The organism is Methylobacterium sp. M6A4_1b (assembly GCF_053345175.1).
On sequence record NZ_JBKEZQ010000025.1, the window covers coordinates 13,093 to 37,937 of the forward strand.

At 68.7% G+C, this 24,845-nt stretch carries 26 protein-coding genes and 1 tRNA gene; 16 read left to right on the forward strand and 11 right to left on the reverse strand.

The features are described 5' to 3' along the window. Positions 1-77 precede the first annotated feature (77 nt). Positions 78-153 (reverse strand) — tRNA-Thr (locus tag ACLBWX_RS18910). A gap of 214 nt (positions 154-367) precedes the next feature. On the opposite strand from ACLBWX_RS18910, the gene ACLBWX_RS18915 reads away from it, so the two are divergent. From ACLBWX_RS18915 to ACLBWX_RS18925, 3 genes are read left to right on the forward strand one after another with little or no spacing between them, the layout of a single operon-like run. Further along, on the forward strand, positions 368-841 hold the full coding sequence (locus ACLBWX_RS18915; RefSeq protein ID WP_447678538.1) for a tellurite resistance TerB family protein: 474 nt from the start codon (positions 368-370) through the stop codon (positions 839-841). 13 nt (positions 842-854) lie between these two features. Then, positions 855-1,253 carry a CidA/LrgA family protein gene (locus ACLBWX_RS18920; protein WP_447678539.1) on the forward strand — a complete coding sequence of 133 codons (399 nt, stop codon included), beginning with the start codon at positions 855-857 and terminating at the stop codon, positions 1,251-1,253. Next, a complete protein-coding gene (locus ACLBWX_RS18925) occupies positions 1,250-1,966 on the forward strand; it encodes an LrgB family protein (RefSeq protein ID WP_447678540.1) in 717 nt (238 codons plus the stop codon). The genes ACLBWX_RS18920 and ACLBWX_RS18925 overlap by 4 nt, the downstream gene beginning before the upstream one ends. 1 nt (position 1,967) lies before the next feature. Here the strand turns inward: ACLBWX_RS18925 and ACLBWX_RS18930 are convergent, their stop codons facing one another. Together ACLBWX_RS18930 and ACLBWX_RS18935 are read right to left on the reverse strand one after the other, a co-directional pair. Next, positions 1,968-4,079, reverse strand: coding sequence for an ABC transporter ATP-binding protein/permease (locus ACLBWX_RS18930; RefSeq protein WP_447678541.1), 2,112 nt, complete (start codon positions 4,077-4,079; stop codon positions 1,968-1,970). 136 nt (positions 4,080-4,215) lie between these two features. Beyond that, positions 4,216-4,551 carry a hypothetical protein gene (locus ACLBWX_RS18935; RefSeq protein WP_447678542.1) on the reverse strand — a complete coding sequence of 112 codons (336 nt, stop codon included), beginning with the start codon at positions 4,549-4,551 and terminating at the stop codon, positions 4,216-4,218. 153 nt (positions 4,552-4,704) lie between these two features. Here ACLBWX_RS18935 and ACLBWX_RS18940 point away from each other — a divergent pair, with 153 nt between their 5' ends. The 3 genes from ACLBWX_RS18940 to ACLBWX_RS18950 all read left to right on the forward strand — a co-directional run bounded on the left by ACLBWX_RS18940 (position 4,705) and on the right by ACLBWX_RS18950 (position 7,266). After that, a complete protein-coding gene (locus ACLBWX_RS18940) occupies positions 4,705-5,337 on the forward strand; it encodes a 2OG-Fe(II) oxygenase (protein WP_447678543.1) in 633 nt (210 codons plus the stop codon). 407 nt (positions 5,338-5,744) lie between these two features. Next, the gene (locus tag ACLBWX_RS18945) at positions 5,745-6,761 is read left to right on the forward strand and encodes a ParA family protein (RefSeq protein ID WP_447678544.1); all 1,017 of its coding nucleotides are present in this window, start codon (positions 5,745-5,747) and stop codon (positions 6,759-6,761) included. Then, a complete protein-coding gene (locus tag ACLBWX_RS18950; RefSeq protein ID WP_447678545.1) occupies positions 6,751-7,266 on the forward strand; it encodes a hypothetical protein in 516 nt (171 codons plus the stop codon). Before ACLBWX_RS18945 ends, ACLBWX_RS18950 begins: the two co-directional genes overlap by 11 nt. Positions 7,267-7,373: 107 nt before the next feature. On the opposite strand, the gene groL is transcribed toward ACLBWX_RS18950, so the two are convergent. Next, entirely contained in the window at positions 7,374-9,017 is a 1,644-nt protein-coding gene (gene groL / locus ACLBWX_RS18955; protein WP_447678546.1) for a chaperonin GroEL, read from the reverse strand. An 84-nt stretch (positions 9,018-9,101) separates the two neighbouring features. Further along, positions 9,102-9,389 (reverse strand): co-chaperone GroES, encoded by a 288-nt coding sequence (groES, locus tag ACLBWX_RS18960; RefSeq protein WP_018042554.1) that lies wholly within the window; start codon positions 9,387-9,389, stop codon positions 9,102-9,104. Positions 9,390-9,601: 212 nt separating this feature from the next. Between groES and ACLBWX_RS18965 the strand changes: the two genes are divergently transcribed. The 4 genes from ACLBWX_RS18965 to ACLBWX_RS18980 all read left to right on the forward strand — a co-directional run bounded on the left by ACLBWX_RS18965 (position 9,602) and on the right by ACLBWX_RS18980 (position 14,990). Then, complete coding sequence (locus ACLBWX_RS18965; RefSeq protein WP_447678547.1) at positions 9,602-10,612, forward strand: magnesium transporter CorA family protein; 1,011 nt, start codon at positions 9,602-9,604, stop codon at positions 10,610-10,612. An 88-nt stretch (positions 10,613-10,700) separates the two neighbouring features. Then, positions 10,701-12,155: a lipopolysaccharide biosynthesis protein gene (locus ACLBWX_RS18970; protein ID WP_447678548.1), complete on the forward strand. Its 1,455-nt coding sequence runs from the start codon at positions 10,701-10,703 to the stop codon at positions 12,153-12,155. Between the two features lie 100 nt (positions 12,156-12,255). Continuing rightward, positions 12,256-13,443 carry a glycolate oxidase subunit GlcE gene (glcE, locus tag ACLBWX_RS18975; RefSeq protein ID WP_447678549.1) on the forward strand — a complete coding sequence of 396 codons (1,188 nt, stop codon included), beginning with the start codon at positions 12,256-12,258 and terminating at the stop codon, positions 13,441-13,443. Positions 13,444-13,607: 164 nt separating this feature from the next. Further along, a complete protein-coding gene (locus ACLBWX_RS18980; RefSeq protein WP_447678550.1) occupies positions 13,608-14,990 on the forward strand; it encodes a heterodisulfide reductase-related iron-sulfur binding cluster in 1,383 nt (460 codons plus the stop codon). A 5-nt stretch (positions 14,991-14,995) separates the two neighbouring features. On the opposite strand, the gene ACLBWX_RS18985 is transcribed toward ACLBWX_RS18980, so the two are convergent. The 5 genes from ACLBWX_RS18985 to fumC form a co-directional block, all read right to left on the reverse strand. Beyond that, positions 14,996-15,310: a DUF2283 domain-containing protein gene (locus ACLBWX_RS18985; RefSeq protein ID WP_447678576.1), complete on the reverse strand. Its 315-nt coding sequence runs from the start codon at positions 15,308-15,310 to the stop codon at positions 14,996-14,998. Then, positions 15,193-15,453, reverse strand: a complete 261-nt coding sequence (locus ACLBWX_RS18990) for a DUF4258 domain-containing protein (RefSeq protein WP_447678551.1) — start codon at positions 15,451-15,453, stop codon at positions 15,193-15,195. The genes ACLBWX_RS18985 and ACLBWX_RS18990 overlap by 118 nt, the downstream gene beginning before the upstream one ends. After that, entirely contained in the window at positions 15,450-15,671 is a 222-nt protein-coding gene (locus ACLBWX_RS18995; protein WP_447678552.1) for a ribbon-helix-helix domain-containing protein, read from the reverse strand. The genes ACLBWX_RS18990 and ACLBWX_RS18995 overlap by 4 nt, the downstream gene beginning before the upstream one ends. Before the next feature lie 160 nt (positions 15,672-15,831). Then, positions 15,832-16,023, reverse strand: a complete 192-nt coding sequence (locus ACLBWX_RS19000; RefSeq protein WP_447678553.1) for a DUF4169 family protein — start codon at positions 16,021-16,023, stop codon at positions 15,832-15,834. A 14-nt stretch (positions 16,024-16,037) separates the two neighbouring features. Beyond that, positions 16,038-17,450 (reverse strand): class II fumarate hydratase, encoded by a 1,413-nt coding sequence (fumC, locus tag ACLBWX_RS19005; protein ID WP_056467216.1) that lies wholly within the window; start codon positions 17,448-17,450, stop codon positions 16,038-16,040. Positions 17,451-17,603: 153 nt separating this feature from the next. On the opposite strand from fumC, the gene ACLBWX_RS19010 reads away from it, so the two are divergent. After that, positions 17,604-19,013, forward strand: coding sequence for a cytochrome P450 (locus tag ACLBWX_RS19010; RefSeq protein ID WP_447678554.1), 1,410 nt, complete (start codon positions 17,604-17,606; stop codon positions 19,011-19,013). A 133-nt stretch (positions 19,014-19,146) separates the two neighbouring features. On the opposite strand, the gene ACLBWX_RS19015 is transcribed toward ACLBWX_RS19010, so the two are convergent. Further along, the gene (locus ACLBWX_RS19015) at positions 19,147-19,806 is read right to left on the reverse strand and encodes an SspB family protein (protein ID WP_447678555.1); all 660 of its coding nucleotides are present in this window, start codon (positions 19,804-19,806) and stop codon (positions 19,147-19,149) included. A 360-nt stretch (positions 19,807-20,166) separates the two neighbouring features. Here ACLBWX_RS19015 and ACLBWX_RS19020 point away from each other — a divergent pair, with 360 nt between their 5' ends. The 5 genes from ACLBWX_RS19020 (at position 20,167) to hflC (ending at position 24,761) form a co-directional block, all read left to right on the forward strand. After that, a complete protein-coding gene (locus ACLBWX_RS19020; protein WP_447678556.1) occupies positions 20,167-20,994 on the forward strand; it encodes a CPBP family intramembrane glutamic endopeptidase in 828 nt (275 codons plus the stop codon). Between the two features lie 93 nt (positions 20,995-21,087). Continuing rightward, positions 21,088-21,882 (forward strand): thymidylate synthase, encoded by a 795-nt coding sequence (locus tag ACLBWX_RS19025; protein ID WP_447678557.1) that lies wholly within the window; start codon positions 21,088-21,090, stop codon positions 21,880-21,882. Continuing rightward, on the forward strand, positions 21,882-22,379 hold the full coding sequence (locus tag ACLBWX_RS19030; RefSeq protein ID WP_447678558.1) for a dihydrofolate reductase: 498 nt from the start codon (positions 21,882-21,884) through the stop codon (positions 22,377-22,379). Before ACLBWX_RS19025 ends, ACLBWX_RS19030 begins: the two co-directional genes overlap by 1 nt. A 259-nt stretch (positions 22,380-22,638) precedes the next feature. After that, positions 22,639-23,811, forward strand: coding sequence for an FtsH protease activity modulator HflK (gene hflK / locus ACLBWX_RS19035; RefSeq protein WP_447678559.1), 1,173 nt, complete (start codon positions 22,639-22,641; stop codon positions 23,809-23,811). Next, the gene (gene hflC / locus ACLBWX_RS19040) at positions 23,808-24,761 is read left to right on the forward strand and encodes a protease modulator HflC (protein WP_447678560.1); all 954 of its coding nucleotides are present in this window, start codon (positions 23,808-23,810) and stop codon (positions 24,759-24,761) included. The genes hflK and hflC overlap by 4 nt, the downstream gene beginning before the upstream one ends. Positions 24,762-24,845 lie beyond the last annotated feature (84 nt).

Below are 24,845 nucleotides of genomic sequence, written 5' to 3' on the forward strand. Positions count from 1 at the left end.
TTGCCGAAGCCGCGAAAACGACCGGCTAAGCGCTGCGCGCTCGTAGGCATGTTCGGGCAAACGAAGGAGAGGAACGGTGGTGCCGCAAGAGGGATTCGAACCCCCGACCCCCTCATTACGAATGAGGTGCTCTACCAGCTGAGCTATTGCGGCGCGGTTCCGGGTCGGAGACTCGTGTCCGAGGGGACCGTTCGGGGGAGGGTCATATCGATCGCGGCGTCGGATGGCAAGCTTGGACCGGCCCCGGTGCGGCGGGAAAAGCGATGCAGCGCGGACACGGTGCCGGGGCATCGTGATGTCCGGGGGGCCGTCTGCTTGACGGCCCGGCGGTCGCCCACGAAGGATTCAAGGCGTTTCGAGGATTGTCATGTCGCTGCTCGCCCGCCTTCGCGCTTATGCCGCCGAATCCTTCGGCCTCGGAAGTCGTGACGCGGTTGCCGAGGAGGGCGATGAGCGTCTCGCGGCCATTGCCCTCCTTGTGCATGTGGCACGGGCCGACGGCGTCCTGGCGCCAGAGGAGACCGAGCGCCTCGGCCGCCTCGTGGAAGGTCGATTCACGCAGAGCCGGACCGAGGCGGAGGCACTGATCGCGCGGGCCGCCACGTTCGACGCGCAGACACGCGACATGGCGCAGCTCGTCGAGATGATCGGCCATGAGGTTGGGCCGGAGCGGCGGGCGCGGCTCCTCGCCATGGCATGGTCCGTGGCCGGCGCCGATGGCAGCGTCCACGAGTTCGAAGAGGCCCTGGTCGAGCGCCTCGGGGGGCTCCTGGGCCTCGACGAGGCTGCCATCGGCGAGGCCCGGCGCAGCGCTGCCGAGGGACGGGTCGCCCTCGGCTGAGCACGCCGCCCTGATGATCCTCAGTCTCACCCTGATCCTGCTGGCGCAACTCATCGGCGAGGCGCTGGCTCGGGCGACCGATCTGCCGATACCCGGCCCCCTGATCGGCATGGCGCTGCTGCTGCTGTTCCTGGTGCTGCGGGATCGGGCGCCTCGGTTGGCTGAGCGCGCGCTCGCGCCGCCCCTGGTGGACGGCCGCCTGGAGAGTACCGGCAAGGGGCTGCTCGCCCATCTGTCGCTGATGTTCGTGCCCGCCGGCGCGGGAATCGTGGGGCGCCTCGATGTTCTCGCCGTGCACGGCATCGCCCTGGCGCTGGTGGTGCTGGTCTCGACCATCACCACCCTGGCCGCCACGGCGCTGACCTTCGTGGCGGTCTCGCGTTGGCTCGCCAAGCCGAAAGCCCGCTCATGACCGGGGACTTCGCCGTCTGGGTCTACCTTTCGCGGACGCCGCTGCTTTGGCTGACCGTGACGCTCCTCGCCTACCTGGTCGCCGACCGGATTGCTCAGGCGACCCGGCGCCATCCCCTGGCGAACCCGGTCCTGATCGCCATCGCGCTCACCGCCGCCGTGCTCGAACTCACGAAGACCCCCTACGCCACCTACTTCGAGGGCGCCCAGTTCGTCCATTTCCTGCTGGGACCGGCTACCGTGGCCCTGGCAATCCCGCTCTATGAGTATCGCGCCACCGTGCTGCGATCCCTGGCGCCGATGCTGGCAGCCCTCCTGGTCGGCTCGGTGGTGGCGCTCGCCTCGGCACTTCTGCTGGGCGAGGCCCTCGGCATCCCGCGCGACGTCATCATCTCACTGGCCCCGAAATCCGTGACGACGGGCGTCGCCATGGGCATCGCCCAGACGCTCGGCGGCGATCCGACACTGGCCGCCGTCGTCGTCATGCTCACCGGCATGACCGGCGGCATTCTCGTGACACCCCTGATGAACGTCCTGCGCATCCGGGACATGCGGGCCCGTGGCTTCGCGGCCGGTCTCGCCGCTCACGGTGTGGGCACGGCGCGCGCCTTCCAAGTGAATGAAGTGGCGGGCGCTTTCGCGGGCATTGCCCTCGGTTTGAACGCCTTCCTCACCGCGATCCTGGCCCCGATCGCGGTGACGTTCCTGCGCTGAGCTACTCGGCGGCGACGGACGCAGTCACGTCCCGAGGCACGAACCGGCCATCATTGGCCGGCTGCATATCGAGGCGCCGGTCGTGCAGGTCATGCAGAGTCGAGCGGTGGCCGATCGATACGATCGTGGTGCCCGGTAGGCGCTCGCGCAGCATCCTGTAGATCGCCGCCTCGCTCGGCTCGTCCAGGGCGGCGGTGGACTCGTCGAGGAACAGCCAATCTGGTTTGGCGAGGACGGCCCGGGCCACGGCCAGCCTCTGCTGCTCGCCGCCTGAGAGGCGCTGATCCCACGCATCCACCTCATCGAGGCGGTCGACGAGCGTCGGCAACTGTGCGGCCACCAGGGCGTCGCGGATGGCCTCGTCCGGAAACATGTCCGTGGTATTGGGATAGACGACGGCGCCGCGCAGGGTACCCAACGGGATGTAGGGCCGCTGCGGCAGGACAAGGGCCGATTGCCCCTTGGGCAGGTCGATCCGGCCCTTGGCGAAGGGCCAGATTCCCGCGATGGCGCGGAACAGAGTCGACTTGCCTGAGCCGGACGGCCCCGTGAGCAGCGTTGCGCCGCCCTTCGTGATGGTCAGGTTGTCCGCGGCCACGATCTCGCGCCCGTCGGGCAAGCCGAGGCTGAGCTTCGCGGCGGTGACGTCGCCCTTGGTGTCGTTGCCCTGGAACAGGCCCTCGCCGGTCCCGCCGATCGCCTCCGCCTTGGTCATGGCCTGCTTGAAGGACGAGAGCCGGTTCGTGTTGGCGCGGTAGGCCGCGATGGTGACGTAGGAGTTGATGAAGAACGACAGCGACGACTGCACGCTGCCGAAGGCATCGCCGGTCTGCTGAAACTGGCCCAGGGTGATTTTCTTGAGGAAGTAGGACGGCGCGGCGAGGATGTAGGGAAACACCACACTGATCTGGCTGTAGGACAGGGTGAAGCTGCCGAGCTTGATCCGTCGCACGATGATGTCGAGGTAATTGTCGACGATGGCGTGGAACAGGCTGCCGAGACGTACCGTCTCGGCACGTTCGCCGCGCAGGAGCGCGATCTGTTCGCCGTAGATGCGGGTGCGGGCGAGCGAGAAGCGGAAGTCGGCTTCCACTTTCTCCTGGCGGAAGTCGAGTCCGATGAGGGGACGTCCGATGACGTGCGTCAGCCAGGTGCCGACCACGGCGTAGCCGACCACCAGCCAGACCAGGAAGCCCGGCACCACGGTATCAGTGAAGGGCAGCACGAAATCGCGCGACAGGCCCCACAGGATCACCATGAACGAGACCAGGGTCGCGGCCTGCGACAGGAGGCGGATGGAGAGCGTCGTGGTCTGGGAAATGAAGAGATTGATGTCGCTCTGGATACGCTGATCCGGGTTGTCGGCGCTCTCCCCGGTGAAGGGGACCCGATAATGCGTCCCGGCATCCAGCCAGCGGCCGTAGAAGCTGCGCGTCAGCCAGGTGCGCCACCGGATGTGCAGGGTGGCGTCCACGAAGGTGTCGAACATGCCGACCACGACCCACACTGTGGCGAGCGGCGCGAACACCCAGACGAGTTGGTACCAGAAGGCGTCGGCGTTGTATTCCTGCAGGGCGTTGAACAGGTCGCGGAACCAGAAGTTCAGGCGGAGTTGCAGGGCAACCTGGGCAAACGTGATGAAGATCGACAGAGCGACGAGGCGCTGGCCGACCTTTCCCTCGGTGCTGCCGAACAGGCGGAACGGCCCGATCTCCCGGGTCGGCGCATCCGTCGTCGCGAAGTAGGGGTCCGCGATCAGCGTGATCGCCCGGATCGGCTCCAAGTGCGAGATCGCCAGGACGATGCCGGCGAACACCACGGCGCCGGTGGCGGCGAAGCTCGGTGGCAGGAGGGCGGCCAGCGTCGGAGGCAGGAAGCCCATGACCGCGAGCTGCTTGGCCCCGGCCAGGAACAGGTAGCCGATGCCGTAGACCGAGACGAAGACCTTCAGGTATGACGAAAGACGGCTCGACCCGAGCAGGATGCCCGCCATGGCAAGCCCGCTGAGGCTGACGTAGAGGGGGGCGGAAACGCCGGGCAGGAGAAGAAGCGCGAGGGCGAAGAGCGCCGTGATGGCGGCTTGCAGGCCGAGGCCAGTCCTCAATACGGCCACGCGCGTCTCCCCTCGTTTCCTGGAATTGTCAGGCGCCGAGCCCCGGGGGAGCGCCACCGCACCGGCATTGCAGGCGGGTCGTGGCGAGATCGTGGCGCTTTGCTGCGGCGGACTATCCTCGCGCCGCCGACCTTGCCTACCAATCCCAATCGCCGAATTCCGGCTCACGACATCGATAGCCGATCGGGCATTCCGGATTGTCGCGTGTCGGCACGAAGCGCAGTTCCGCGATTTCGGTGAGACCGCACTGGCCGCGGTCGCGCACGAAGCGTTCGAGGGGGCCACTCGAACTGAATGCGACGGACCCCCGGCTCTTCACCAAAGCCATCGCGTCGGCACAGGTCATGCGCTGAATCATCGAGAGGGGGCTCTGGGCACTCGCCGGCGTCGCCAGGGCGGCGCAGATGGCGAGTGCGAGGCGTCTCGTCACGATACTCGGCGCCACTTTTTTGGTTTCGACACGGCCAAGCATGGCAGTTTCCGCGTGGCGCGGAAAGGGGTTGCCGTCCGCTTGCCGCAATCGGACGCTTTATCCACCGGGATTGCGCCCTCGCCTGGGCGCTCCACCCAGTGCGCGACCGCCCGAACCCGGCCCGGTGCGCCCGAACGGACGAACGTCGAAGCCATGACGGGATTGTCGATCCTCAACCTTGATGCCGTGCGGGCCGCCCCGGTCTCCCGCGAGCCCTACAGCTTCTTCCTCGGCAACGACGTGCTCAAGCCGGAGGCCGTCGACGAGATCCGCCAGGATTTCCCCGCGATCGCCAAGCCCGGCTATCTCACGGTCGACGAGGTCGCACTCAAGGGTCGCTTCAAGGCGCTGATCGACGAACTGGAGAGCGACGAGTTCTCCCGTATTATGGGCGAGAAGTTCGGCATCGATCTCGTCTCATGCCCACGCCTGACCACCATCATGAGGCGCAGCCAGCCGAAGTACGGCTCGATCCACACCGATGGCCCGTCCAAGGTGATGACGATGCTGATCTACATGAACGACGCCTGGGACGCTCCGGCGGCCGGCCGACTGCGGGTACTCTACGACGGCAAGAACTACGAGCCCTTCGCCGTCGAGGTGCCGCCCACCATGGGCACCATGTTCGCCTTCCTGCGCGCCGACAATTCCTGGCACGGCCACGAGCCGTTCGAGGGTGAGCGCCGGGTGGTGCAGGTCGCGTGGGTGAGAGACGCCCACGAGCTTGAACGCAAGAAGAAGCGCAACCGCACCGCGCAGTTCCTCAAGGGCATCTTCGGCCGTTAAGTCCGCGCAGGAACCCCGCCGAGACCCGGTCTCGAGGGACTGGGGCTCGGCGCCTCATGGCAGCGCACCGTATCGATCGAATCTCGGTCGCACGACCGACCGCTTGCACGTCGGATATCCTCCCGGTCCGGGTTGGCTTCCCGCCGCCCATGCCCGTCCCTGTCGACCCGGATTCCAGCGGGGCAGGTCCAGCATTGTGCCCGCGCCGAGGCGCCGTCGGCCGCCCCTCCATGCGCGGCGAAGATCGCAGGTGGCGCAAGTGCGAGCCTGCCGATGCGGCGTAAGCGCAAGCCCGCTTCGCCCCTCTCAACCGACACCTTCCTTGCCCTGACAACCGTGCGTTGACGTGACCGGCAGGAGATGCCCGCTGGAGACTGACATGCGACGCATCGACCTGAACCGCCCGCGTGATTCGCGTGTCCGGTTCGCCCGATCCCTCGGTTTGCGGCTCGCCGTCCCGACCGACAGCGATGGGAGACGATTTTGGGAGAGAAACGGGCATGAGCGAAACCATGCGTCGGCCACGGGGGAGCGGCCGGCTGATCGCCGTCGCGAACATGAAGGGCGGCGTGGGCAAGACGACGACGGTGGTCATGCTGGCCGAGGCTCTGGCCGCGGACGGAGCTTCGGTGCTGGTCGTCGACCTCGATCCGCAGGCCAGCGTCTCGGTCTGCCTCGCCGGGGAAACGGTGCTGGCCGAGATGATTGCCAGGGGCCGAACCCTGGAGGCTTATCTCGCCCTCAAGCTCGTGAGCCGCGAGAAGCCACTCCTGGCGCCCCGCATCCGGAATCAGATCAGCGTCACGATGCACCGCAACGAGCCTCTCGCTCTCGCGCTGCTCCCGGCCGGCCCCTACCTCCGGCTGGTCGAGCGCGAAATCATCTACAAGCTCACTGCACGAAACTTCTCGATGCGTGCCATCGATGGAAAGCTTTGGACGATCTTCGAGGACGAGTTCGTACCACTCGCAAAGCGCTACGACTACATTCTCTTCGATTGTGCGCCTGGTATCTCTCCGATGACCGAGGTCGCGATCCGAGGGGCCGATCTCGTGATCGTCACATCGATCCCGGATTACCTGTCGACCTACGGGCTCGATGCTTTCATTCAGACGGTATGGGGCAACGAGGATCGACGGCACGACTCGGTCGTACCTGCGCGTCAGCCTCACGTCCTGGTGACGCGGTTTCAGCCTCAGGTCCGCCAGCACCAGCACACGCTGGCGCGGCTCCAGGCGGAGGCGAACGCCGAGGATGCAGGGTTCCGCCTCTTCGCAACGCGCATTCCCCAAGCGGCGGCGCTTGCCGGAGCGCTCATGCCACGCCGGGATCCGCCGACGTTCTCGGGCAAATACGGCATCCATGTCTCCAACATCCTCATCCCGCTGGTCGCGGAAGTGAAAGGGGGCTTCGATGGCGCTTGACGTGGATGGTTTCGTTGCCCTCGGGGCGATCGCGCGTTCACCGGAGGTCTTCCCGGACATTCGGGCTGACCTTGCAGGGACTGTCCGCGGCTTGGTGGTGAAGCAGCTCAAGTCCAAGAGCCTGACGCTCGATGGCTTGCGGCGGGTGCGCAAGTGCCTGGGTACCGAAACCTACGCGCTCATCGTCGACGGCCTCACAGAGGCCGAGGCGCGGGCGTTGATCGGACGCCTCGACAGGCATCACGCGGAGGCGAAGCTCGCCAAAGCCGACTGGCTGCGACGCCGCCTCGCCGATCTCGCCGGCGGTGCCGAGCCTGCAGTCAGAGCGAAGGCCCTTCCGCAGCGCCGGTCCGGCTCCGCTGCCGGGGCCGCGAGTATCACGCGTGCCCTCGGAAGTCCTGCCTTCGCGGCATCCTGGGACCGAAGGGATCACGATCGGACCGGGAAGGCCGCATCGCGCCCGAACACGACGAAGGCGGCACGTGGCCGGAAGAAAGGCGCCTGACACGCCTCCCGCAATTCCAACCGTTGGGCTGCCGATGGGGTGCCGCAGACGAAAAAAGGGGCCGCCTCGCGGCGACCCCCATTCCGATCCGGTGCGGTTCGGACTTCTTAGAAGTCCATGCCGCCCATGCCGCCGCCGCCCGGCATCGCCGGGGCGCCGCTGTCCTTCTTCGGAGCATCGGCGATCATGGCTTCGGTGGTGACAAGGAGGCCGGCGATGGAGGCGGCGTCCTGGAGGGCTGTGCGCACGACCTTGGCCGGGTCGACGATGCCGGCCTGGATCATGTCGACGTACTCTTCGGTCTGGGCATTGAAGCCGAAGGTGATCGAGGAAGTGTTGTCGGTGATCTTGCCGACCACGATCGAGCCTTCGACGCCGGAATTGGCGGCGATCTGGCGGATCGGGGCTTCGAGGGCCTTCAGCACGATCTTGATGCCGGCCTGGACGTCCGGGTTGTCGCTCTTGAGGGCGCGGACGGCTTCGCGGGCACGGAGCAGGGCGGTGCCGCCGCCGGGGACGATACCCTCTTCCACCGCAGCGCGGGTGGCGTTGAGCGCGTCGTCGACGCGGTCCTTCTTCTCCTTGACCTCGACCTCGGTCGCGCCGCCGACGCGGATGACCGCGACGCCGCCGGCGAGCTTGGCCAAGCGCTCCTGGAGCTTCTCACGGTCGTAGTCCGAGGTGGTCTCCTCGATCTGCGCCTTGATCTGGCCGACGCGGGCCTCGATGTCCGACTTCTCGCCGAGACCGTCGATGATCGTGGTGGTCTCCTTCTCGATGCGAATGCGCTTCGCGCGGCCGAGCATCGGGAGGGTGACGTTCTCGAGCTTGATGCCGAGATCCTCGGCGATCATCTGACCCTGGGTCAGGATCGCGATGTCCTCGAGCATGGCCTTGCGGCGATCGCCGAAGCCCGGAGCCTTGACGGCCGCGACCTTGAGGCCGCCGCGCAGCTTGTTCACGACGAGCGTGGCGAGCGCCTCACCCTCGATATCCTCGGCGATGATGACGAGCGGCTTGCCGGTCTGCACCACGGCCTCGAGAACCGGCAGCATTGCCTGGAGCGACGAGAGCTTCTTCTCGTGGATGAGGATGTAGGGGTCCTCGAGCTCGGCGACCATCTTCTCCGCATTCGTGATGAAATACGGGGAGAGGTAGCCGCGGTCGAACTGCATGCCCTCGACGACGTCGAGTTCGGTCTCGGCGGTCTTGGCTTCCTCGACGGTGATGACACCCTCGTTGCCGACCTTCTGCATGGCGTGGGCGATCATCTCGCCGATTTCCGTGTCGCCATTGGCCGAGATGGTGCCGACCTGGGCGACTTCCTCGGACGAAGCGACCTTCTTGGCGCGGCTCGTGATGTCCTCGACGGCGGCCTTCGTCGCGAGGTCGATGCCGCGCTTGAGGTCCATCGGGTTCATGCCGGCGGCAACGTACTTGGCGCCTTCGCGGACGATGGCCTGGGCCAGCACGGTGGCAGTGGTGGTGCCGTCACCCGCGATGTCGTTGGTCTTCGAGGCCACTTCGCGCACCATCTGGGCGCCCATGTTCTCGAACTTGTCGGCGAGCTCGATCTCCTTGGCGACGGTGACGCCGTCCTTGGTGATGCGCGGTGCGCCGAAGGACTTCTCGATGACGACGTTGCGGCCCTTGGGGCCGAGCGTGACCTTCACCGCGTCGGCGAGGATGTCGACGCCACGGAGCATCTTCTCGCGAGCGTCGGAGGCGAAGCGGACTTCTTTCGCTGCCATGTCAGATCCTTGTCAGTGATGGGCCCCGAGGCGCCGGATGGCGCCCTCGAAGGGCTCGTGAAAGGGGGGAGAACCGAAACCGACTTAGGCGACGACGCCCATGATGTCGGATTCCTTCATGATCAGGAGGTCCTGACCGTCGATCTTGACCTCGGTGCCGGACCACTTGCCGAACAGGACACGATCGCCGGCCTTGACGTCGAGCGGGTTCACGCGGCCGGCCTCGTCACGGGCACCGGGTCCGACGGCGACGATCTCGCCCTCTTGCGGCTTCTCCTTGGCGGTATCCGGGATGATGATGCCGCCCTTGGTCTTCTCTTCGCCTTCGATGCGGCGGACGACGACACGGTCGTGCAGCGGACGGAACTTCATGAGCTGCCCTCTTGCTTCAAATTCGTGGATGGCGTTGATGCGGCGCGGCAGCGCGCTCAACCCGGGCCGTTAGCACTCGCCTCGGGTGAGTGCCAACGATGGCGCCGAGTTAGGCGCGGGCGCCGTTCGAGTCAAGACTGTCGCAGGCTCGGACGACGATCCGGCGACAGGATCATCCCCGATTCCACAAGCCGACGGAAAGTCCTTCGCGGATGATCAAGCTTCATGGTCCGCAGGGCGCGGTGGAGCCTCAGGCGCAGGCGCCGCAGGCCGCTTACCCGTCGGAAGTGGTCTGGATCGATCTGGATGATCCGAGTGCCGAGGAGGCCGAGCGGGTGGAAGCCTGTACCGGCATCCGGGTGCCATCGCGCAGGGCACTGAGCGAGGTCGAGAATTCGAGCCGGCTGCGGCGGCTGAAGACCGGCTTTTCGCTCTCGACGCCGATGGTGACCTTCGACAAGCTCGACACGCAGCTGAAGCCCTTGGGATTTGTGCTGACCCGGGACCGCCTCGTCACCGTGCGGTTCCACGAGTTGCGCGCCTTCGCGGAGGTGAAGAAGCGCATCGACACCGGCGAGGGGCCTGGCACCACCTCCACCGAGATCTTCCTCCTCCTGATGGAAGAGCTCGTCGACAGCCTCGCGGATTCCCTGGAGGATATGGGCGCCGACCTCGACGAACTCTCGACGCGGATCTTCGATTTCGACGTCCGCAGCGGTGCGCCCGCCGGAGACACAAAGCTCCGGAGCCAGACGCCGCGCCGTCGCGATCTGGCCTTGCGACGGATCTTGCGTGGCATCGGGCGGCGCGGGAAGACCCTCGGCAAGATCCGCTCGAGCCTCCTCGGTCTCGAACGGATCGTGCCATTCGTGGCCAACGAGTGCGCGCATATCCTCGGCGAGGAGCAGGTCCCGCGCTTCGAGGCTGTGCGGCGCGACATCGCTTCCCTCGACGAGTTCGAGATCCGGCTCTCGGAGAACGTCCAATTCCTCCTCGACGCGACCCTCGGCTTGATCAGCATCGAGCAGAACAACACCTTCCGCGTGCTCACCGTGGCATCAGTCGTCGGCATCCCGCCGACCCTGATCGCCTCGATGTATGGCATGAACTTCAAGCACATGCCCGAGCTGGAATGGGCCTACGGCTATCCCTACGGTCTCGGCCTCATCCTGGTGAGTGCCATCATTCCGATCGTTTTCTTCCGCATCCGGGGCTGGTTGTGACCGATTGACGGAATGTTTGCCCGCGCTCGCTAGAGCGTTGCATGGCGATGCCCCTTCAGCCGGCATTCGAGGATGACCCGTCCGCGCCATGGCCGTGATCGCTGCCTTCGTCCTCAATGCCGGCCTGAACTTCATTCTCGGCCTCCTCATCGCCAAGCTGTTGGGTCCTGCGGATTTCGGCCTGTTCGCCCTCGCGACGGCCGGCGCCATCGTGGCCAACACCGTCCTGTTCGAGTGGCTGCGCCTCTCGGCGACGCGGTTCTACTCGGCCCGTGTTCGCCTCGACGAGCCCTGGATCCGGCAGGGCCTCGATCGGGCCTACGCAGTCCTGGCGTTGGCGCTCTTCGCCGCGGCCGTAATCTGCGCTGGATTGGGGCTGACGATCGAGCCTAGTGCCGGGAGCCGCCTCGCGATCACGGCAGGCGCAGCGGTGGCCGCCCTCGGCATCGGGGTGTTCGACTACCATGCTGCGCTCGCCCGCGCCCGCTTCGACGGTGGGCTCTACTTCAATCTCGTGGCGGTCAAGAATGGCCTCGCCTTCGTGCTGATGGCGGGCGCCGCCTGGTTCTTTCCCCAGCCGGTCTGGGTGCTGACGGCGGCAGGCGTCAGCCAGGCCCTCGCGATCCTGCTGTTGCACCGCCCGCTGCGCGATCCCGTCACCCCGCGGGTGCGGCTGAAGCTGCGCGAAGCTTGGCGGCTCTTCGTCGCCTACGGCCTGCCGCTCATCGCGGCCAACGCGATCTATCAGCTGATGCCGTTCCTCAATCGCGGCAGCATCGCCGCCCATTCGGGGCTCGCGGAGGCCGGTTACTTCGCTCTTGCCGCCGACGTGACGACGCGGAGCATCGGCACCCTTGGGACCGCCCTCGACCTGCTGCTGTTCCAGCTCGCGGTCCGGGTCGAAGAGGAGGAGGGCCGGGCCGCCGCCGAACGCCAGGTCGGGCTCAACATCGGTGTCGTGGTGGCGCTGCTGCTGCCCTGCGCAGTGGGGTTCTGGGCGGTCCTCCCGGCCCTCGAGGCCCTGGTGGTGCCGGAAGCCTATCGCGGCCCCTTCGCCGCCTATGCGGGGCTGATGGTGCCGGGCTTCTTTTGCCTGGCAATGATGAACTTCGCGCTCAACCCGATCTTCCAGATCCGACGCCGGACCCGGCCGGTGATCGCCGCGGCCCTGGTCGGCCTCGGCCTCAACGCACTCGGCTTGTGGGTCCTGCCGCCCCGGCTCGGACCCGAAGGCGTCGCGATCGCCCAGACCCTCGGGCTCGCCGCCGCCACCCTGCTCCTGGCTTGGCGCGCATTGACCGGACCCGACCGCCTGCGCCTGCCATGGTGGGAGATCCTGGCGGCCGGCATAGCCTGTTCGGCAATGGGGCTCTGCCTTCTGCCCCTGCGCCACATCGAGCCGACCAAGGTCCTGATGATCGGTGTGCCCCTCGGCATCGTGATCTATGGCGCGCTGGTCTGGCTCTTCGACATCGCTGGCCTACGCGGGCACGTGGAAGCCCGCTTCGCGCGACCTCCTGTGGAAGCGGCGCACGCCGAATAGCGGTCCGCGCCGGATGCCATCGCGGCGAAGCTCCTCTAAGGTGATCGCCTAGGAACAGGATCGAGGGCGCCGCAGAGCACCCCGGATCGGGCAGGAAACGATGCGTGCATATGAGCCTCACGACGAGGGTGCGGCGGCCGAGGTCGTCCGCGCGGCGGCTTCGAGCGCGGAGCGACTGCGCCTCGTCGGCGGTGCGACCAAGAGCGGGATCGGTCGGCCGGCCCAGGACGAGGTCACCCTTTCCAGCGCCGGGCTGACCGGAGTCACCCTCTACGAGCCGGCCGAGATGGTCGTCGCCGCCCGTGCCGGCACATCCCTGGCCGAGGTTCAGGCGCTGCTCGCCGGCCGCGGCCAGATGCTGCCCTTCGAGCCGATGGACCATCGTCCCCTCATGGGGAGTACCGGCGAGCCGACCTTCGGCGCCGTGGCGGCCGCCAACAATTCCGGTCCACGCCGGATCAATGCGGGCGCCGCCCGCGACAGCCTGATCGGCGTGCGCTTCGTCAATGGGCGCGGCGAGGCGATCAAGTCGGGCGGCCGGGTGATGAAGAACGTGACCGGCCTCGACCTGGTGAAGCTGATGGCCGGCTCCTGGGGCACCCTCGGCCTCCTGACGGAAGTGACCTTCAAGGTGCTCCCCGTGCAGGAGCGGGTCGCGACCCTCGTTTTTCCGGACCTCGATGATGCCCGCGCCATCGCAGCCCTGAGCGCGGCCCTTGGCTCGCCCTTCGAACTCACTGGGGCCGCGCATCTGCCCGCGGGCGTCGAGGTCGGGCCGGCGCGGACGCTGATGCGGATCGAGGGCTTCTCGGAGTCGATCGATTACCGGCTCGGCGAATTGCGTCGCCTGCTCAAGCGCTTCGGCCAGCCCGAGATCGTCGAGGGCGAGGCCGGGACCGCCCTCTGGGCGCGGATTCGCGACGCGACCGCCTTCGCCGAGCCGCGCGATGCCGCAATCTGGCGGATCTCCACCGCGCCGAGCCGCGCTCCCGTCGTCACAGCCGCGATCGGCACACAGCGCGAGGCCCGGTGGTTCTACGACTGGGGCGGCGGCCTGATCTGGCTCGCGACCGATGCGGCCGGCGATGCCGGCGCGGAAGCGGTCCGGGCTGCGGTCCGGGCTGCGGGCGGGCACGCCACCCTGGTGCGTGCGCCCGATGCCGTCCGCGCCGCAGTTCCGCCCTTCGAGCCGCTCTCGGAGCCCTTGAGGCGGATCACTGCCGGGATCAAGGCGGCGCATGATCCCCAGGGCCTGTTCAATCCGGGGCGAATGTACGCCGGCATCTGAACCGGGGGCCGGTGCGGGACGAGGTCGCGGCGGGGGCGCTGTTCGGAGCGATTCCAAGGCTCGGCAACCGGCGCGAGACGCTTTAGACAGAGGACGCCAAGAACGACGATGCCGACACGGGCCGGACCCGATGGACGGCACGAGGGTGGACCCGAGGACACGCCGTGCAGACCAATTTCAGCCTGACGCAGCTTGCGGACCCGGCCATGGCGGCGTCCGAGAAGATCCTGCGGACCTGTGTCCATTGTGGGTTCTGCACCGCGACCTGCCCGACCTACCTGCTCCTCGGCGATGAACTCGACTCCCCCCGTGGGCGGATCTACCTGATCAAGGACATGCTGGAAGGTGGAAAGCCGGCCGTGCCGGAGGTGGTCAAGCATGTCGACCGCTGTCTCTCGTGCCTGTCCTGCATGACGACTTGCCCCTCGGGGGTGCATTACATGCACCTCGTCGACCATGCCCGGACGCATATCGAAGAAACCTACCGGCGTCCGTTGAGCGACCGTCTGCTCCGCAGCGTGCTGGCCTTCGTGCTGCCCTACCCGAACCGCTTCCGGCTGGCACTCCTGGGCGCGAAGGTCGGCGCTCCGTTCCGGCCCCTGGTGGCGCGCCTGCCGCGGGTGGGAAATCGCCTCGCGGCCATGCTCGACCTCGCTCCGGCCCAGCTGCCGAACCGCAACCCGACCGACCGACCCGGCACCTTCCCGGCCGAGACGCGGGCGCTCGAAGCGAGCGCGGCGTTGCACGGGTATACCGCACCGTCGCGTCGAGGTCGCGTGGCCCTGCTGCGCGGTTGTGCCCAGAGCGTGCTGCGTCCCGATTTCAACGAGGCGGCGATCCGTCTCCTCACCCGGCACGGCGTCGAGGTGGTCCAGGCCGAGGGGGAGGGCTGCTGCGGCGCGCTCACCCATCACATGGGCAAGGCGGATTCGTCGCATGCCCAGGCGCGAAGGACCATTGACGCCTGGATCGCCGAGATGGACGGCGCCGGCCTCGACGCGATCCTCGTCACCGCCTCGGGCTGCGGCACGACGATCAAGGATTACGGCTTCATGTTCCGCGAGGACCCGGCCTATGCGGAGAAGGCCAAGCGGGTGTCCGCCATCGCCAAGGACGTCACCGAATACGTGGCCACGATCGGCCTGATGCCGCCGATCGTCGAGACCGACCTCGTGGTCGCCTACCACTCGGCCTGCTCGATGCAGCACGGCCAGGGCATCCGCACCGAGCCGAAGAACCTCCTGAAGAATGCGGGCTTCACCGTGAAGGACGTGCCCGAGGGCCACATCTGCTGCGGCTCCGCCGGCACCTACAACATCCTCCAGCCCGAGATCGCCAACCGCCTGCGCGAGCGGAAGGTGGCGAACATCGAGCGGATGCGCCCCGACCTCATCGCCACCGGCAACATCGGCTGCGCCACACAGATCGGGAAGGGCACCGCGATCCCGATCGTCCACACGGCGGAGTTGCTGGACTGGGCGACCGGCGGGCCGAAGCCGGCGGCCCTGGAGGGCTTGGCGGAGCGCCGGATGCTGGCGGCCGAGTAGGGGATTTACGCGGCGTCCGACAGCGCCTTGAGGTCGGCGCCGCGCGCCGTGGGCATGGTCGCGTCGAGAATTTCGATCCCGACGACCCGCCCCTCGTCATCGAGCTCGACGATGATGCCGGGGCGGACCGCCTCGCTCTCCACGATCGGCTCATGCGAGAAGTCGAGGTCGAGCGCATTCGCCGAAGGATCGTAGCTGGTCTTCAGCGACTCGTCCTCCGGGTCTGCTTCCGATCGAGGATGACGGTGATGACGTGAAGCTCGCCGCCGATCAATTCGTCCATCACGCGAAGCACGCGACCGTCCCGCTCGGGCAAGGATCGGAATGCGCGGACCCGCCCGGGATGATCGGGATCAGGCTCTTCCATCTCGGACGCGGTCACGGTCCTTTCGATCCAGGCTCGTTCGAGATTCCGACGTGCCAAGCGTTGATCGGCGTGATCGATGAGAATGATCCGCGTCACCGAGTGCCGGCCTGAAACTCGGCCAGCACGAACACCCGGATCGCGGACGACAGGTTCTGCCCCTCGCGGCCGGCGTCGATGGTGCCGATCAGGGCCTGGACGGACTGGCCGCGCGCCGCCGCGATCTGGCGTAACGCCTCCCAGAACGGGTCCTCCAGGGACACGCTGGTGCGGTGCCCGGCGATCATCACCGAGCGCTTGGTGACGCCGGACGTCATCGCGGCCCGAACCCTTCCCCCGCGGAGGGGGAGGGGGGGCGCGGAGCGACCGGGAGAGGGGCAGTGCCATCTCCGGAGAGGTCGCCCCCTCTCCCGACCCGCATTCGCAGGCCGCTTTCTCCCGCGGAGGGGAGAGGGGGATGCGCACCCGGCATCGCCGTCACCCTTCCAAATCCGGCCCCACCAGCTTGTGGCCCTCGTGGCGCGAGACCTCGATCGCCTTCTTGGCCTCGGCCAGGGTCCTGGCCTTCTTCGGGCGGCCGAAGGCGACGCGGTTGTCCGCCGCCTGTCGCTCCTTCTCCGCCCGGACCCGGTCCTTGCGGGCCTGGCGCAGGTTGATGATCTCCGCCATGCCGGCCGGCTCCCTCACTCGGCGCTGGGCGCCAGCATCGTCTCGGGGCGCACCACGCGCTCGAACTCTTCGGCCGTGACGTAGCCCAGCCGCAGGGCCTCTTCCTTGAGGGTGGTGCCGTTCTTGTGCGCGGTCTTGGCGATCTCGGCGGCCTTGTCATAGCCGATCGAGGGGGCGAGCGCGGTCACCAGCATGAGCGAGCGGCTCATCAGGTCGGCGATCTTGTCCTCGTTGGCCTTGATGCCGACGACGCAATTGTCGGTGAAGCTCACGGCCGCGTCGGCCAGGATGCGGATCGACTGCAGCACCGCATTGGCGATCACGGGCTTGAACACGTTCAGCTCGAAATTGCCCTGGCTGCCGGCGAAGCTCACGGTGGTGCCGTTGCCGATCACCTGGGCGCAGACCATCGTCAGGGCCTCGCACTGGGTCGGGTTGACCTTGCCCGGCATGATCGACGAGCCCGGCTCGTTCTCCGGCAGCGAGAGCTCGCCGAGGCCCGAGCGCGGACCCGAGCCGAGGAAGCGGATGTCCTGGGCGATCTTGAACAGGCCCGAGGCCAGGGCCGTGAGGGCGCCCTGCGTGAAGACCAGGGCGTCGTGGGTCGCCAGCGCCTCGAACTTGTTGGCGGCCGAGGTGAAGGGCAGGCCCGTCAGCTCCGCGACCTTGGCGGCGAACTTCTCCGCGAATTCGGGATGCGCGTTGAGGCCGGTGCCCACCGCCGTGCCGCCCTGGGCGAGCGCCAGCACGCCCGGCAGCGTCGCCTTCACGCGCTCGGTGCCGAGGGCAACTTGTGCCACGTAGCCCGAAAATTCCTGGCCGAGGGAGACCGGGGTCGCGTCCTGCAGGTGGGTGCGGCCGATCTTCACGATGGAGGCGAACGACTCGGACTTGGCCTGGAGCGCGTCCTGCAGGTGCTTGAGGGCCGGCAGCAGCCGGTCGTTGATCTCGCGCGAGACCGCGATGTGCATCGCGGTGGGGAACACGTCGTTGGAGGACTGGCCGCGATTGACGTGGTCGTTGGGGTGGACGGGCGACTTGCCGCCGCGCTTGCCGCCCAGCAACTCGTTGGCCAGACTCGCGATCACCTCGTTGGCGTTCATGTTCGACTGGGTGCCGGAGCCCGTCTGCCAGACCACCAGAGGAAATTCCTGATCGTGCTCGCCGGAGACCACCTCGGCCGCGGAGGCCGCGACGGCCTGGGCCACCTTCGGGTCGAGGGCGCCCAGATCCTGGTTCACCAGGGCGGCGGCCTGCTTGACCATGCCCAGCGCGTGCACCAGGGGCGCCGGCATCCGCTCCGTGCCGATCTTGAAGTTCTGGATCGAGCGCTGCGTCTGCGCGCCCCAGTAGCGATGCGCCGGGACCTCGATCGGGCCGAAGGTGTCGGACTCGGTGCGGGTGGCGGGCGTCTCGGTGGGCGACATCGTGGCCTCTTCGTCTGGCTAAATCGGACCCTACTTAAACCGCACGCAATCAAACCGCGATGGCGCATGTCCGGCCGGCCGTGTGCCCGGCGCCGAAATGTCATGCCTGTCAGCCCCTCTCGATCGGCCCCCCGGGTCCCGGAGTTGTCCTCGATGTCGCGTGCCGCCGCCCTCGCCGAAGCCCGTGTCGACCCTGCCGCGCCGGGTCGCTTCCGGCCGGCGGTCCCGAAGCCCCTGCGCGAGCAGCCGGGCCTGTTCGGCTTCCTGAAGGCGGCCCGCGCCAACCCGCTGACGACCTGGCTCGACGTGCATTTCGAGAAGCCGGTGGTCGCCGCCGACGGCGCCCTCGGGCGCGTCACCGTGGTGAGCGACCCGGCCCTGATCCGCTACCTCTACGTCGAGAACGCCGCCAACTACCGCAAGGACGATCTGCAGCGGCGCGTCCTCGCCCCCGGCCTCGGCAACGGGCTGCTCACCGCCGAGGGCGACGAGTGGAAGCTGCAGCGCCGGACCCTGGCGCCGATCTTCTCCGCCCGGCACGTGCTCGGCTTCAACGCCCCGATGAACGCGGCCGGCGCCCGCATCGCCCGGCGGCTGGCGCGCCGCGACGGCACCCGCATCGACGTCGCGCTGGAGATGACCCGCGTGACGCTCGACGTGCTGGAGCGGACGATCTTCACCCACGGCCTCGCCAGCGACCCCGACGCCCTGGGGCGGGCGATCACCCGTTTCCTCGAATCGGTCGGGCCGATCGATCCGCTCGACGTGTTCGGGGTTCCGGGCTTCGTGCCCCGCATCGGCCGCCTGCGGGCGCGCCCCGCCATCCGCTTCTTCGCCGAGGTGGTGGACGAGTTGATCGATCGCCGCCGCGCCCTGATCGCGCAGGGCTCCGCGCCGGCCGACCTGCTGACGCTCCTCCTCAACGCGCAGGACCCGGAGACGGGGAAGGGCCTCACCGACCTCGAGGTGAAGGCCAACATCGTCACCTTCATCGCCGCCGGGCACGAGACCACCGCCAACGCCCTGACCTGGGCCCTCTACTGCCTGTCGCAGGACCCCGCCGCCCAGGCGCGGATCGAGGCGGAGGTCGATGCCGTGCCGGCGGGCCAGGATTTCGACGCCGAGGCTTTGCCCTACACCCGGGCGGTGATGGAGGAGACCATGCGGCTGTTCCCGCCGGTGCCGTTCCTGAGCCGGCAGGCCATCGCCGAGGACCGGATCGGCCGGATCAAGATCCCCAAGGGCTCCCTGGTGATGGTGGCGCCCTACGTGCTCCACCGCCACAAGACCCTGTGGCAGGAGCCGGACGCCTTCATGCCGGAGCGATTCCTGCCCGAGGCCCGCGCCGCGATTCCGCGCTTCGCCTACCTGCCGTTCGGGGCCGGGCCGCGCGTCTGCATCGGCCAGAGCTTCTCGCTGCAGGAGGCCGTGGTGGTGCTGGCCCACATCGCCCGCGCCGCCCGCTTCACCCTGGCCGACGACCACGCTCCGGTGGTCCCGCTCCACCGGGTGACGCTGCGGCCGGAACACGGGCTGCACATGACGGTGAACCCGCGGGGGTGAGGGGGGTGATCGGCACCGGCTCGGGCCGTTCCGCATCGACATCCTCTGCGCGAGAGTGAGGCCCGCCTCGACGGCACCGCGCCGTCGTTCCGGGTCCGCGCGGCGGAGCCCGGGATGACGTGGTGCCGACCGCTCAGCTCTTCTTGCGAAAGGCGTCGAGGCTGACGACTTCGGCGCTGGTCTCGGTGCCGTCCTCGGCCTTCTTGTTGGCCGGGGGCTTCGACTCCGTTCCGTCCTCCGCCTTGGCGGCCTGGGCCGCGGCGGGGGTCGGAGGCGTGCCGGCGCCGATCTTCGGGACCGAGCCGCCGATGGTGGCGAGGCCCGTGCTCTTCGGCTTGATCTCGGTCGGCTCCGAGGCGGCGCCGCGGGTCGGGGTCTTGCCGCCGGGCACCGCCGCGTCCTCGGCCTCCTCCTCGGTGGCGACCGCCTCCGCGCCCTCGCTGAGATCGAACTTCAGGCCGAACTGGACGGACGGGTCGAAGAAGCCGGTCAGGGCGTCGAAGGGCACGAGCAGGCGCTCGGGCACCCCCGAGAAGGACAGGCCGACCTCGAAGGTGTGCTCGTTGACGCCGAGGTCCCAGAACTGGTGCTGGAGCACGATCGTCATGTCCTGCGGATACTTCTCGCGCAGGCGCTGCGACATGCGCACGCCCGGCGCCTCGGTGCGGAACGAGACGTAGAAGTGGTGCTCGCCCGCGAGCCCTTCGCGGGCCGCGTCGGTCAGCACCTTGCGCACCACGCCGCGCAGGGCGTCCTGCACCAGGAGATCGTAGCGGATCAGGTCGTCTGCCATCTGCGGTCGCTTATGCCCGGTCACTGCCCGCCGTCTCACGCCGCGATGGCGCTCCGGGTCGGATGAAAATCGAATGGGAGCACCGGTGCCCGGCCCTCCCGGAACCCTGCCTGAACGGCCGAGATCCCTGTCGCGGACGGAAGCTTCCGCCAAAACCCGGAGCCTGTCGAGCCTCGGACCGTCGCGCCCCGGACCCTTGCGTCCAAAAGCCCGTGGTCCGGAGCGGCGCGACCGGGTTACCGTTCCGGTCTCGACCCTCGCCCCGGCGCCGCCGGATCTCCGCCCTCGCCGAGCCCGTCGGCCAACGCCTCGAATATAGTGGGAGTGCCGCAGCATTTGAAGCCCGATGATGGGGCGCCGGTGTCCGATCCGCAGGCCGTGCGGCCGGCCCTCGCACCGCCGCGTCCGTCGCGGGTCCGGACCGGCCTCGGCGCCGTGACGGCGCTCGTCGGACTGGCCTTCGCGGCGTTCCTGGCGCTGGCGGTGGCGACCCTCCTCGCCCTGGTGATCGTGCGGGTCGGCAGCGACTGGATCGACGGCATCGCGGTCCTCGGCGGGGAGCGGCCGCGCCTGCATCCGCGCCAGCTCGCCCTGCGGGAGCTCGCCGTGGACGTGGTCCGCCAGGTCGTCCTCGCCCTCCTGGTGGTCGGCGCCGTGCGCTGGCGCGACGGAGCGGCGTGGCGCCGGACCCTGGCCCTGGCGGCGCCGGTGCCGCCGCCCTGGGGACCCGGCGCGCCGGGCCTGTCGGCGCGCGGCTTCGCCGCGATCCTGCTGGTCTGGCCGATGATCCACATCACCTGGGTGACCGGCAGCGCCGAGCTGTTCCGGATGCCCATCGGCCGGCACACCGCCCTGTCGCCCGGCCTGACCCCTTCGGCGGCGGCCCTGTGGTTCGCCTACGTGATCGTGCTGGCGCCGGTGGCCGAGGAACTGCTGATGCGGGGCGCCCTGTTCGCCCGGGCGCGGGAGACCTTCGCCGCGCGGGGCGCGATCCTGGCGACCGCGCTGCTGTTCGCCGGCGCCCATCTCACGCCGGCGGGCTTCGCCCGTCCGGTTTCGCTGATCCCCCTGGCGCTGATCCTCGGCTGGGTGCGCTGGCGCAGCGGCCGGCTCTGGCCGGGCATCGTGCTGCACGCCTGGAGCAACCTCGCGATGATCGCCTACGTGCTCGGACCGGCCCTGGGCTGAGCGCGCGCCCGGCACGACCTGTTGACGCCCCGGCCCGCGACCTCGCCAGCCCCGGCGCTTCGGGGTATTCCGGGTGCCCGCCCGGGAGCCGCGATGCACGCCTATCACCAGCTACTCGAACGCATCCTGCAGGACGGGGTCCGCAAGGACGACCGGACCGGCACCGGCACCCTCTCGGTGTTCGGGCACCAGATGCGCTTCGACCTCGGACAGGGGTTCCCCCTCGTCACCACGAAGCAGCTCCACCTGCGCTCGATCATCCAAGAATTGCTGTGGTTCCTCACCGGCGACACCAACGTGCGCGCCCTCCAGGCCAACGGCGTCAGCATCTGGGACGAGTGGGCGGATGCGAACGGAGACCTCGGGCCGGTCTACGGGCGGCAGTGGCGCTCCTGGGCCAAGCCCGACGGCGGCAGCGTCGACCAGATCGCCTGGGTCCTCGACGAGATCCGGCGCAACCCGGATTCTCGGCGCCTCATCGTCTCGGCCTGGAACCCGGCCGACCTCGACCGGATGGCGCTGGCGCCGTGCCACTGCCTGTTCCAGTTCTACGTGGCGCAGGGTCGGCTCTCGTGCCAGCTCTACCAGCGCTCGGCGGACGTCTTCCTCGGCGTGCCCTTCAACATCGCGAGCTATGCGCTGCTCACCGCGATGATCGCGCAGGTGACGGGGCTGGAGCCCGGCGACTTCGTCCACACGCTGGGCGACGCCCATCTCTACGTGAACCACCTGGAGCAGGCCCGGCTCCAGCTGACGCGGGACCAGCGGCCGCTGCCGCGGCTCGTGCTCGACCCCGGCGTGACCTCGCTGTTCGACTTCCGCTTCGAGGACATCGCGGTGGAGGGCTACGCCCCCCATCCGGCGATCCGTGCGCCGGTGGCGGTCTGATGCCGGCCCCCCGCATCACGATCATCGCGGCGGTCGCCCGCAACGGCGTCATCGGGCGCGACAACGACCTGATCTGGCGCCTGCGCAGCGACCTGCGCCGGTTCAAGGCCCTGACCATGGGCAAGCCCCTGCTGATGGGGCGCAAGACCTTCGCGTCGATCGGCCGGCCGCTGCCCGGCCGGCGCACCATCGTGCTCACCCGCGATCCCGGCTTCGCGGTGCCCGAGGTCGCGGTGGCGCATGACTGGGCCGGCGCGCTCGCGGCGGCCGAGGGTGCCGGCGAGCTGATGGTGGCCGGCGGCGGCGAGATCTACGCCCTGGCGCTGCCCCTCGCCGAGCGCATCCACCTCACCGAGGTCGACCTGGCGCCCGAGGGCGACACGGTGTTCCCGCCCTTCGACCGGAGCCGCTACCGGGAGACGCATCGCGAGGCGCACCCGCCCGGCGAGCACGACGCCTGCGCCTTCAGCTTCGTCGATCTGGAGCGCGCGGCGTGATCGGGCCGTAAACCATGGCACCGCGACCCATTGCGCAATGGCGGCCGCTGCGGTTGTCTTTCCCGCATCCGATGCCCAAGTGGCAAACTTGACAGGATCACGCGCGCCCACGCAGGTGCCGGGGTCGGGTCACGACGAGATCAATACTCTTGTCCACGCGGGGGAGTTCCGGCCCGCCTCCTGACGGAGGCCGGGACGGGAGCGCGGGTGGGCTTCGTGCGCGGCGCAGACGCTGCTGGAACAGGAGAGATCGGCGAGCATGCCTTGGAGCAATCAGAGCGGCGGCGGTAGCGGCAACGGGGGAGGGCCCTGGGGCCGAGGCGGCGGCGGCAATGGCGGCGGGGGTGGCCCGTGGGGCGGCGGCGGTGGCGGCGGTGGCAAGACCCCACCCGACCTCGAGGAACTCCTGCGGCGCAGCCAGGACCGTCTGCGCGGCGTGCTCCCGGGCGGTTCCTTCGGCGGGGGCCGCGGCCTCCTGATCGCCGGCGGCATCGTGGTCGCCGTCTGGCTCGCGACCGGCTTCTACACCGTGGCCCCGCAGCAGGTCGGCATCGAGACGATCTTCGGGCGCTACCTCAGCACCACCGGCCAGGGCCTGAACTACAACTTCCCGGCCCCGATCGGCGCCGTGCTCAAGCCGAATGTCGGCCAGGTCAACAGCGTGCAGATCGGCTACCGCGCCGGCCTCGGCAACCAGACCCGGACCGTCGACAAGCCAGAGGAGAGCCTGATGCTCACGGGCGACGAGAACATCGTCGATCTCGACTTCGAGGTGCAGTGGCGCGTCAACCCGCTGAAGGCGTCGGACTACGTCTTCAACCTCGAGAATCCCGAGGGCACGATCAAGGCCATCGCCGAGAGCGCGATGCGCGAGGTGGTCGGCCGTCGCAACATCCAGCCGATCCTCACCAACGAGCAGTCGAGCGTCGCCCAGGAGGTCCGCGAGATCACCCAGAAGGCCCTCGACGAGTACGGCGCGGGCGTCCGCATCGAGCTCGTCCAGCTCGTCAGCGTGCAGCCCCCGCCCGAGGTGCGCCCCGCCTTCTTCGACGTGAACGCGGCGCAGCAGGATGCCGAGCGCGCCAAGAACGACGCGCGCACCTACGAGAGCCAGAAGGTGCCGCAGGCCCGAGGCGAGGCCCAGCGGATCGTCCAGGCGGCGGAGGCCTACAAGACCCAGGCGACGGCGGAGGCGACCGGTCAGGCCGCGCGCTTCACCCAGGTCTACGATTCCTACAAGGGCGCGCCGGTGATCAGCCGCGAGCGCATCTTCCTCGAAACGATGGAGCGGGTCCTGGGCTCGGTCAACAAGGTGATCATCGATCAGAACGGGTCCGGCACGGGCACCGGCGGCAGCGCCGCCGGCGTGCTGCCGGTGCTGCCGCTCACCGAATTCGGTCCCCGCAACGCTGCCGGTGGAGTGGCCCGATGAACAACCAAGCCCTCCGCACCGGCCTGATGATCGCGGCCGCCGCCCTCGTGGTCGGCCTCTACGCCTCGGTCTTCACCGTCGGCCAGATGCAACAGGCCCTGGTGCTCCGCTTCGGCGGCGTCCGCGCCGTCCTGAACCAGACGGGCACCGACAAGCCGGGCCTCTACTTCAAGGTGCCGTTCATCGAGAACGTGGTCGTGTTCGACAAGCGCGTGCTCGACCTCGACCTGCCGGTGCAGACCCTGCTGACGACCGATCGCCAGAACCTCGAGGTGGACGCCTTCGCGCGCTACCGGATCATCGATCCGCTGAAGTTCTACCAGTCGGCCAACAACATCGCCCGCGCCAACACCCTGCTGGCGAGCTTCACCAACTCGGCCCTGCGCAACCTGCTCGCCCGCTCGACCCGGGACGCCATCGTGCGGACGCAGCGCGCCGAGCTGATGAACCAGATTCAGGCCGACGTGAACCGGCAGGCGAAGGAACTCGGTGTCGAGATCGTCGACCTGCGCATGACCCGCGTCGATCTGCCGGCCCAGAACAGCTCCGCCGTCTACAAGCGCATGACGACGGAGCGCCAGCGCGAGGCCGCCGACATCCGCGCCAACGGCGAGCAGATCGCGGTCACGATCAAGGCCAAGGCCGACCGTGACGTGACGGTGGTGCTCTCCGAGGCCAACCAGACGGCCGAGACCCTGCGCGGCCAGGGCGACGCCGACAAGAACCGGATCCTGGCGGAGGCCTACGGCAAGGATGCGGACTTCTTCAGCTTCTACCGCTCGATGCAGGCCTACGAGACCGGGCTGAAGGGCTCCGACACCCGGCTGGTGATCAGCCCGTCATCGGACTTCTTCCGCTACTTCAGCGATCCCCAGGGCCGGTCCCCGACGAGCCCGGCCGCCCGCACGCGGGCGCCGGCCGAGCCCGGCACGACGGGCAGCATGCGCTGACGGACCGCGATCCCATGCCGGCGGCGGACCCTGGTTCGCCGCCGGACTCTTGATCGGGGAACGGCGCGGACGATCTAAGACCGT

Excerpts from the sequence above, each read along its gene's own strand:
- ACLBWX_RS18915 (WP_447678538.1), top strand. The coding sequence starts at position 368 with ATGTCGCTGCTCGCCCGCCTTCGCGCTTATGCCGCCGAATCCTTCGGC.
- ACLBWX_RS18920 (WP_447678539.1), top strand. The coding sequence starts at position 855 with ATGATCCTCAGTCTCACCCTGATCCTGCTGGCGCAACTCATCGGCGAG.
- ACLBWX_RS18925 (WP_447678540.1), top strand. The coding sequence starts at position 1,250 with ATGACCGGGGACTTCGCCGTCTGGGTCTACCTTTCGCGGACGCCGCTG.
- ACLBWX_RS18935 (WP_447678542.1), bottom strand. The coding sequence starts at position 4,551 with ATGCTTGGCCGTGTCGAAACCAAAAAAGTGGCGCCGAGTATCGTGACG.
- ACLBWX_RS18940 (WP_447678543.1), top strand. The coding sequence starts at position 4,705 with ATGACGGGATTGTCGATCCTCAACCTTGATGCCGTGCGGGCCGCCCCG.
- ACLBWX_RS18950 (WP_447678545.1), top strand. The coding sequence starts at position 6,751 with ATGGCGCTTGACGTGGATGGTTTCGTTGCCCTCGGGGCGATCGCGCGT.
- groL (WP_447678546.1), bottom strand. The coding sequence starts at position 9,017 with ATGGCAGCGAAAGAAGTCCGCTTCGCCTCCGACGCTCGCGAGAAGATG.
- groES (WP_018042554.1), bottom strand. The coding sequence starts at position 9,389 with ATGAAGTTCCGTCCGCTGCACGACCGTGTCGTCGTCCGCCGCATCGAA.
- ACLBWX_RS18965 (WP_447678547.1), top strand. The coding sequence starts at position 9,602 with ATGATCAAGCTTCATGGTCCGCAGGGCGCGGTGGAGCCTCAGGCGCAG.
- ACLBWX_RS18970 (WP_447678548.1), top strand. The coding sequence starts at position 10,701 with ATGGCCGTGATCGCTGCCTTCGTCCTCAATGCCGGCCTGAACTTCATT.
- glcE (WP_447678549.1), top strand. The coding sequence starts at position 12,256 with ATGCGTGCATATGAGCCTCACGACGAGGGTGCGGCGGCCGAGGTCGTC.
- ACLBWX_RS18995 (WP_447678552.1), bottom strand. The coding sequence starts at position 15,671 with ATGACGTCCGGCGTCACCAAGCGCTCGGTGATGATCGCCGGGCACCGC.
- ACLBWX_RS19000 (WP_447678553.1), bottom strand. The coding sequence starts at position 16,023 with ATGGCGGAGATCATCAACCTGCGCCAGGCCCGCAAGGACCGGGTCCGG.
- fumC (WP_056467216.1), bottom strand. The coding sequence starts at position 17,450 with ATGTCGCCCACCGAGACGCCCGCCACCCGCACCGAGTCCGACACCTTC.
- ACLBWX_RS19010 (WP_447678554.1), top strand. The coding sequence starts at position 17,604 with ATGTCGCGTGCCGCCGCCCTCGCCGAAGCCCGTGTCGACCCTGCCGCG.
- ACLBWX_RS19015 (WP_447678555.1), bottom strand. The coding sequence starts at position 19,806 with ATGGCAGACGACCTGATCCGCTACGATCTCCTGGTGCAGGACGCCCTG.
- ACLBWX_RS19025 (WP_447678557.1), top strand. The coding sequence starts at position 21,088 with ATGCACGCCTATCACCAGCTACTCGAACGCATCCTGCAGGACGGGGTC.
- ACLBWX_RS19030 (WP_447678558.1), top strand. The coding sequence starts at position 21,882 with ATGCCGGCCCCCCGCATCACGATCATCGCGGCGGTCGCCCGCAACGGC.
- hflK (WP_447678559.1), top strand. The coding sequence starts at position 22,639 with ATGCCTTGGAGCAATCAGAGCGGCGGCGGTAGCGGCAACGGGGGAGGG.
- hflC (WP_447678560.1), top strand. The coding sequence starts at position 23,808 with ATGAACAACCAAGCCCTCCGCACCGGCCTGATGATCGCGGCCGCCGCC.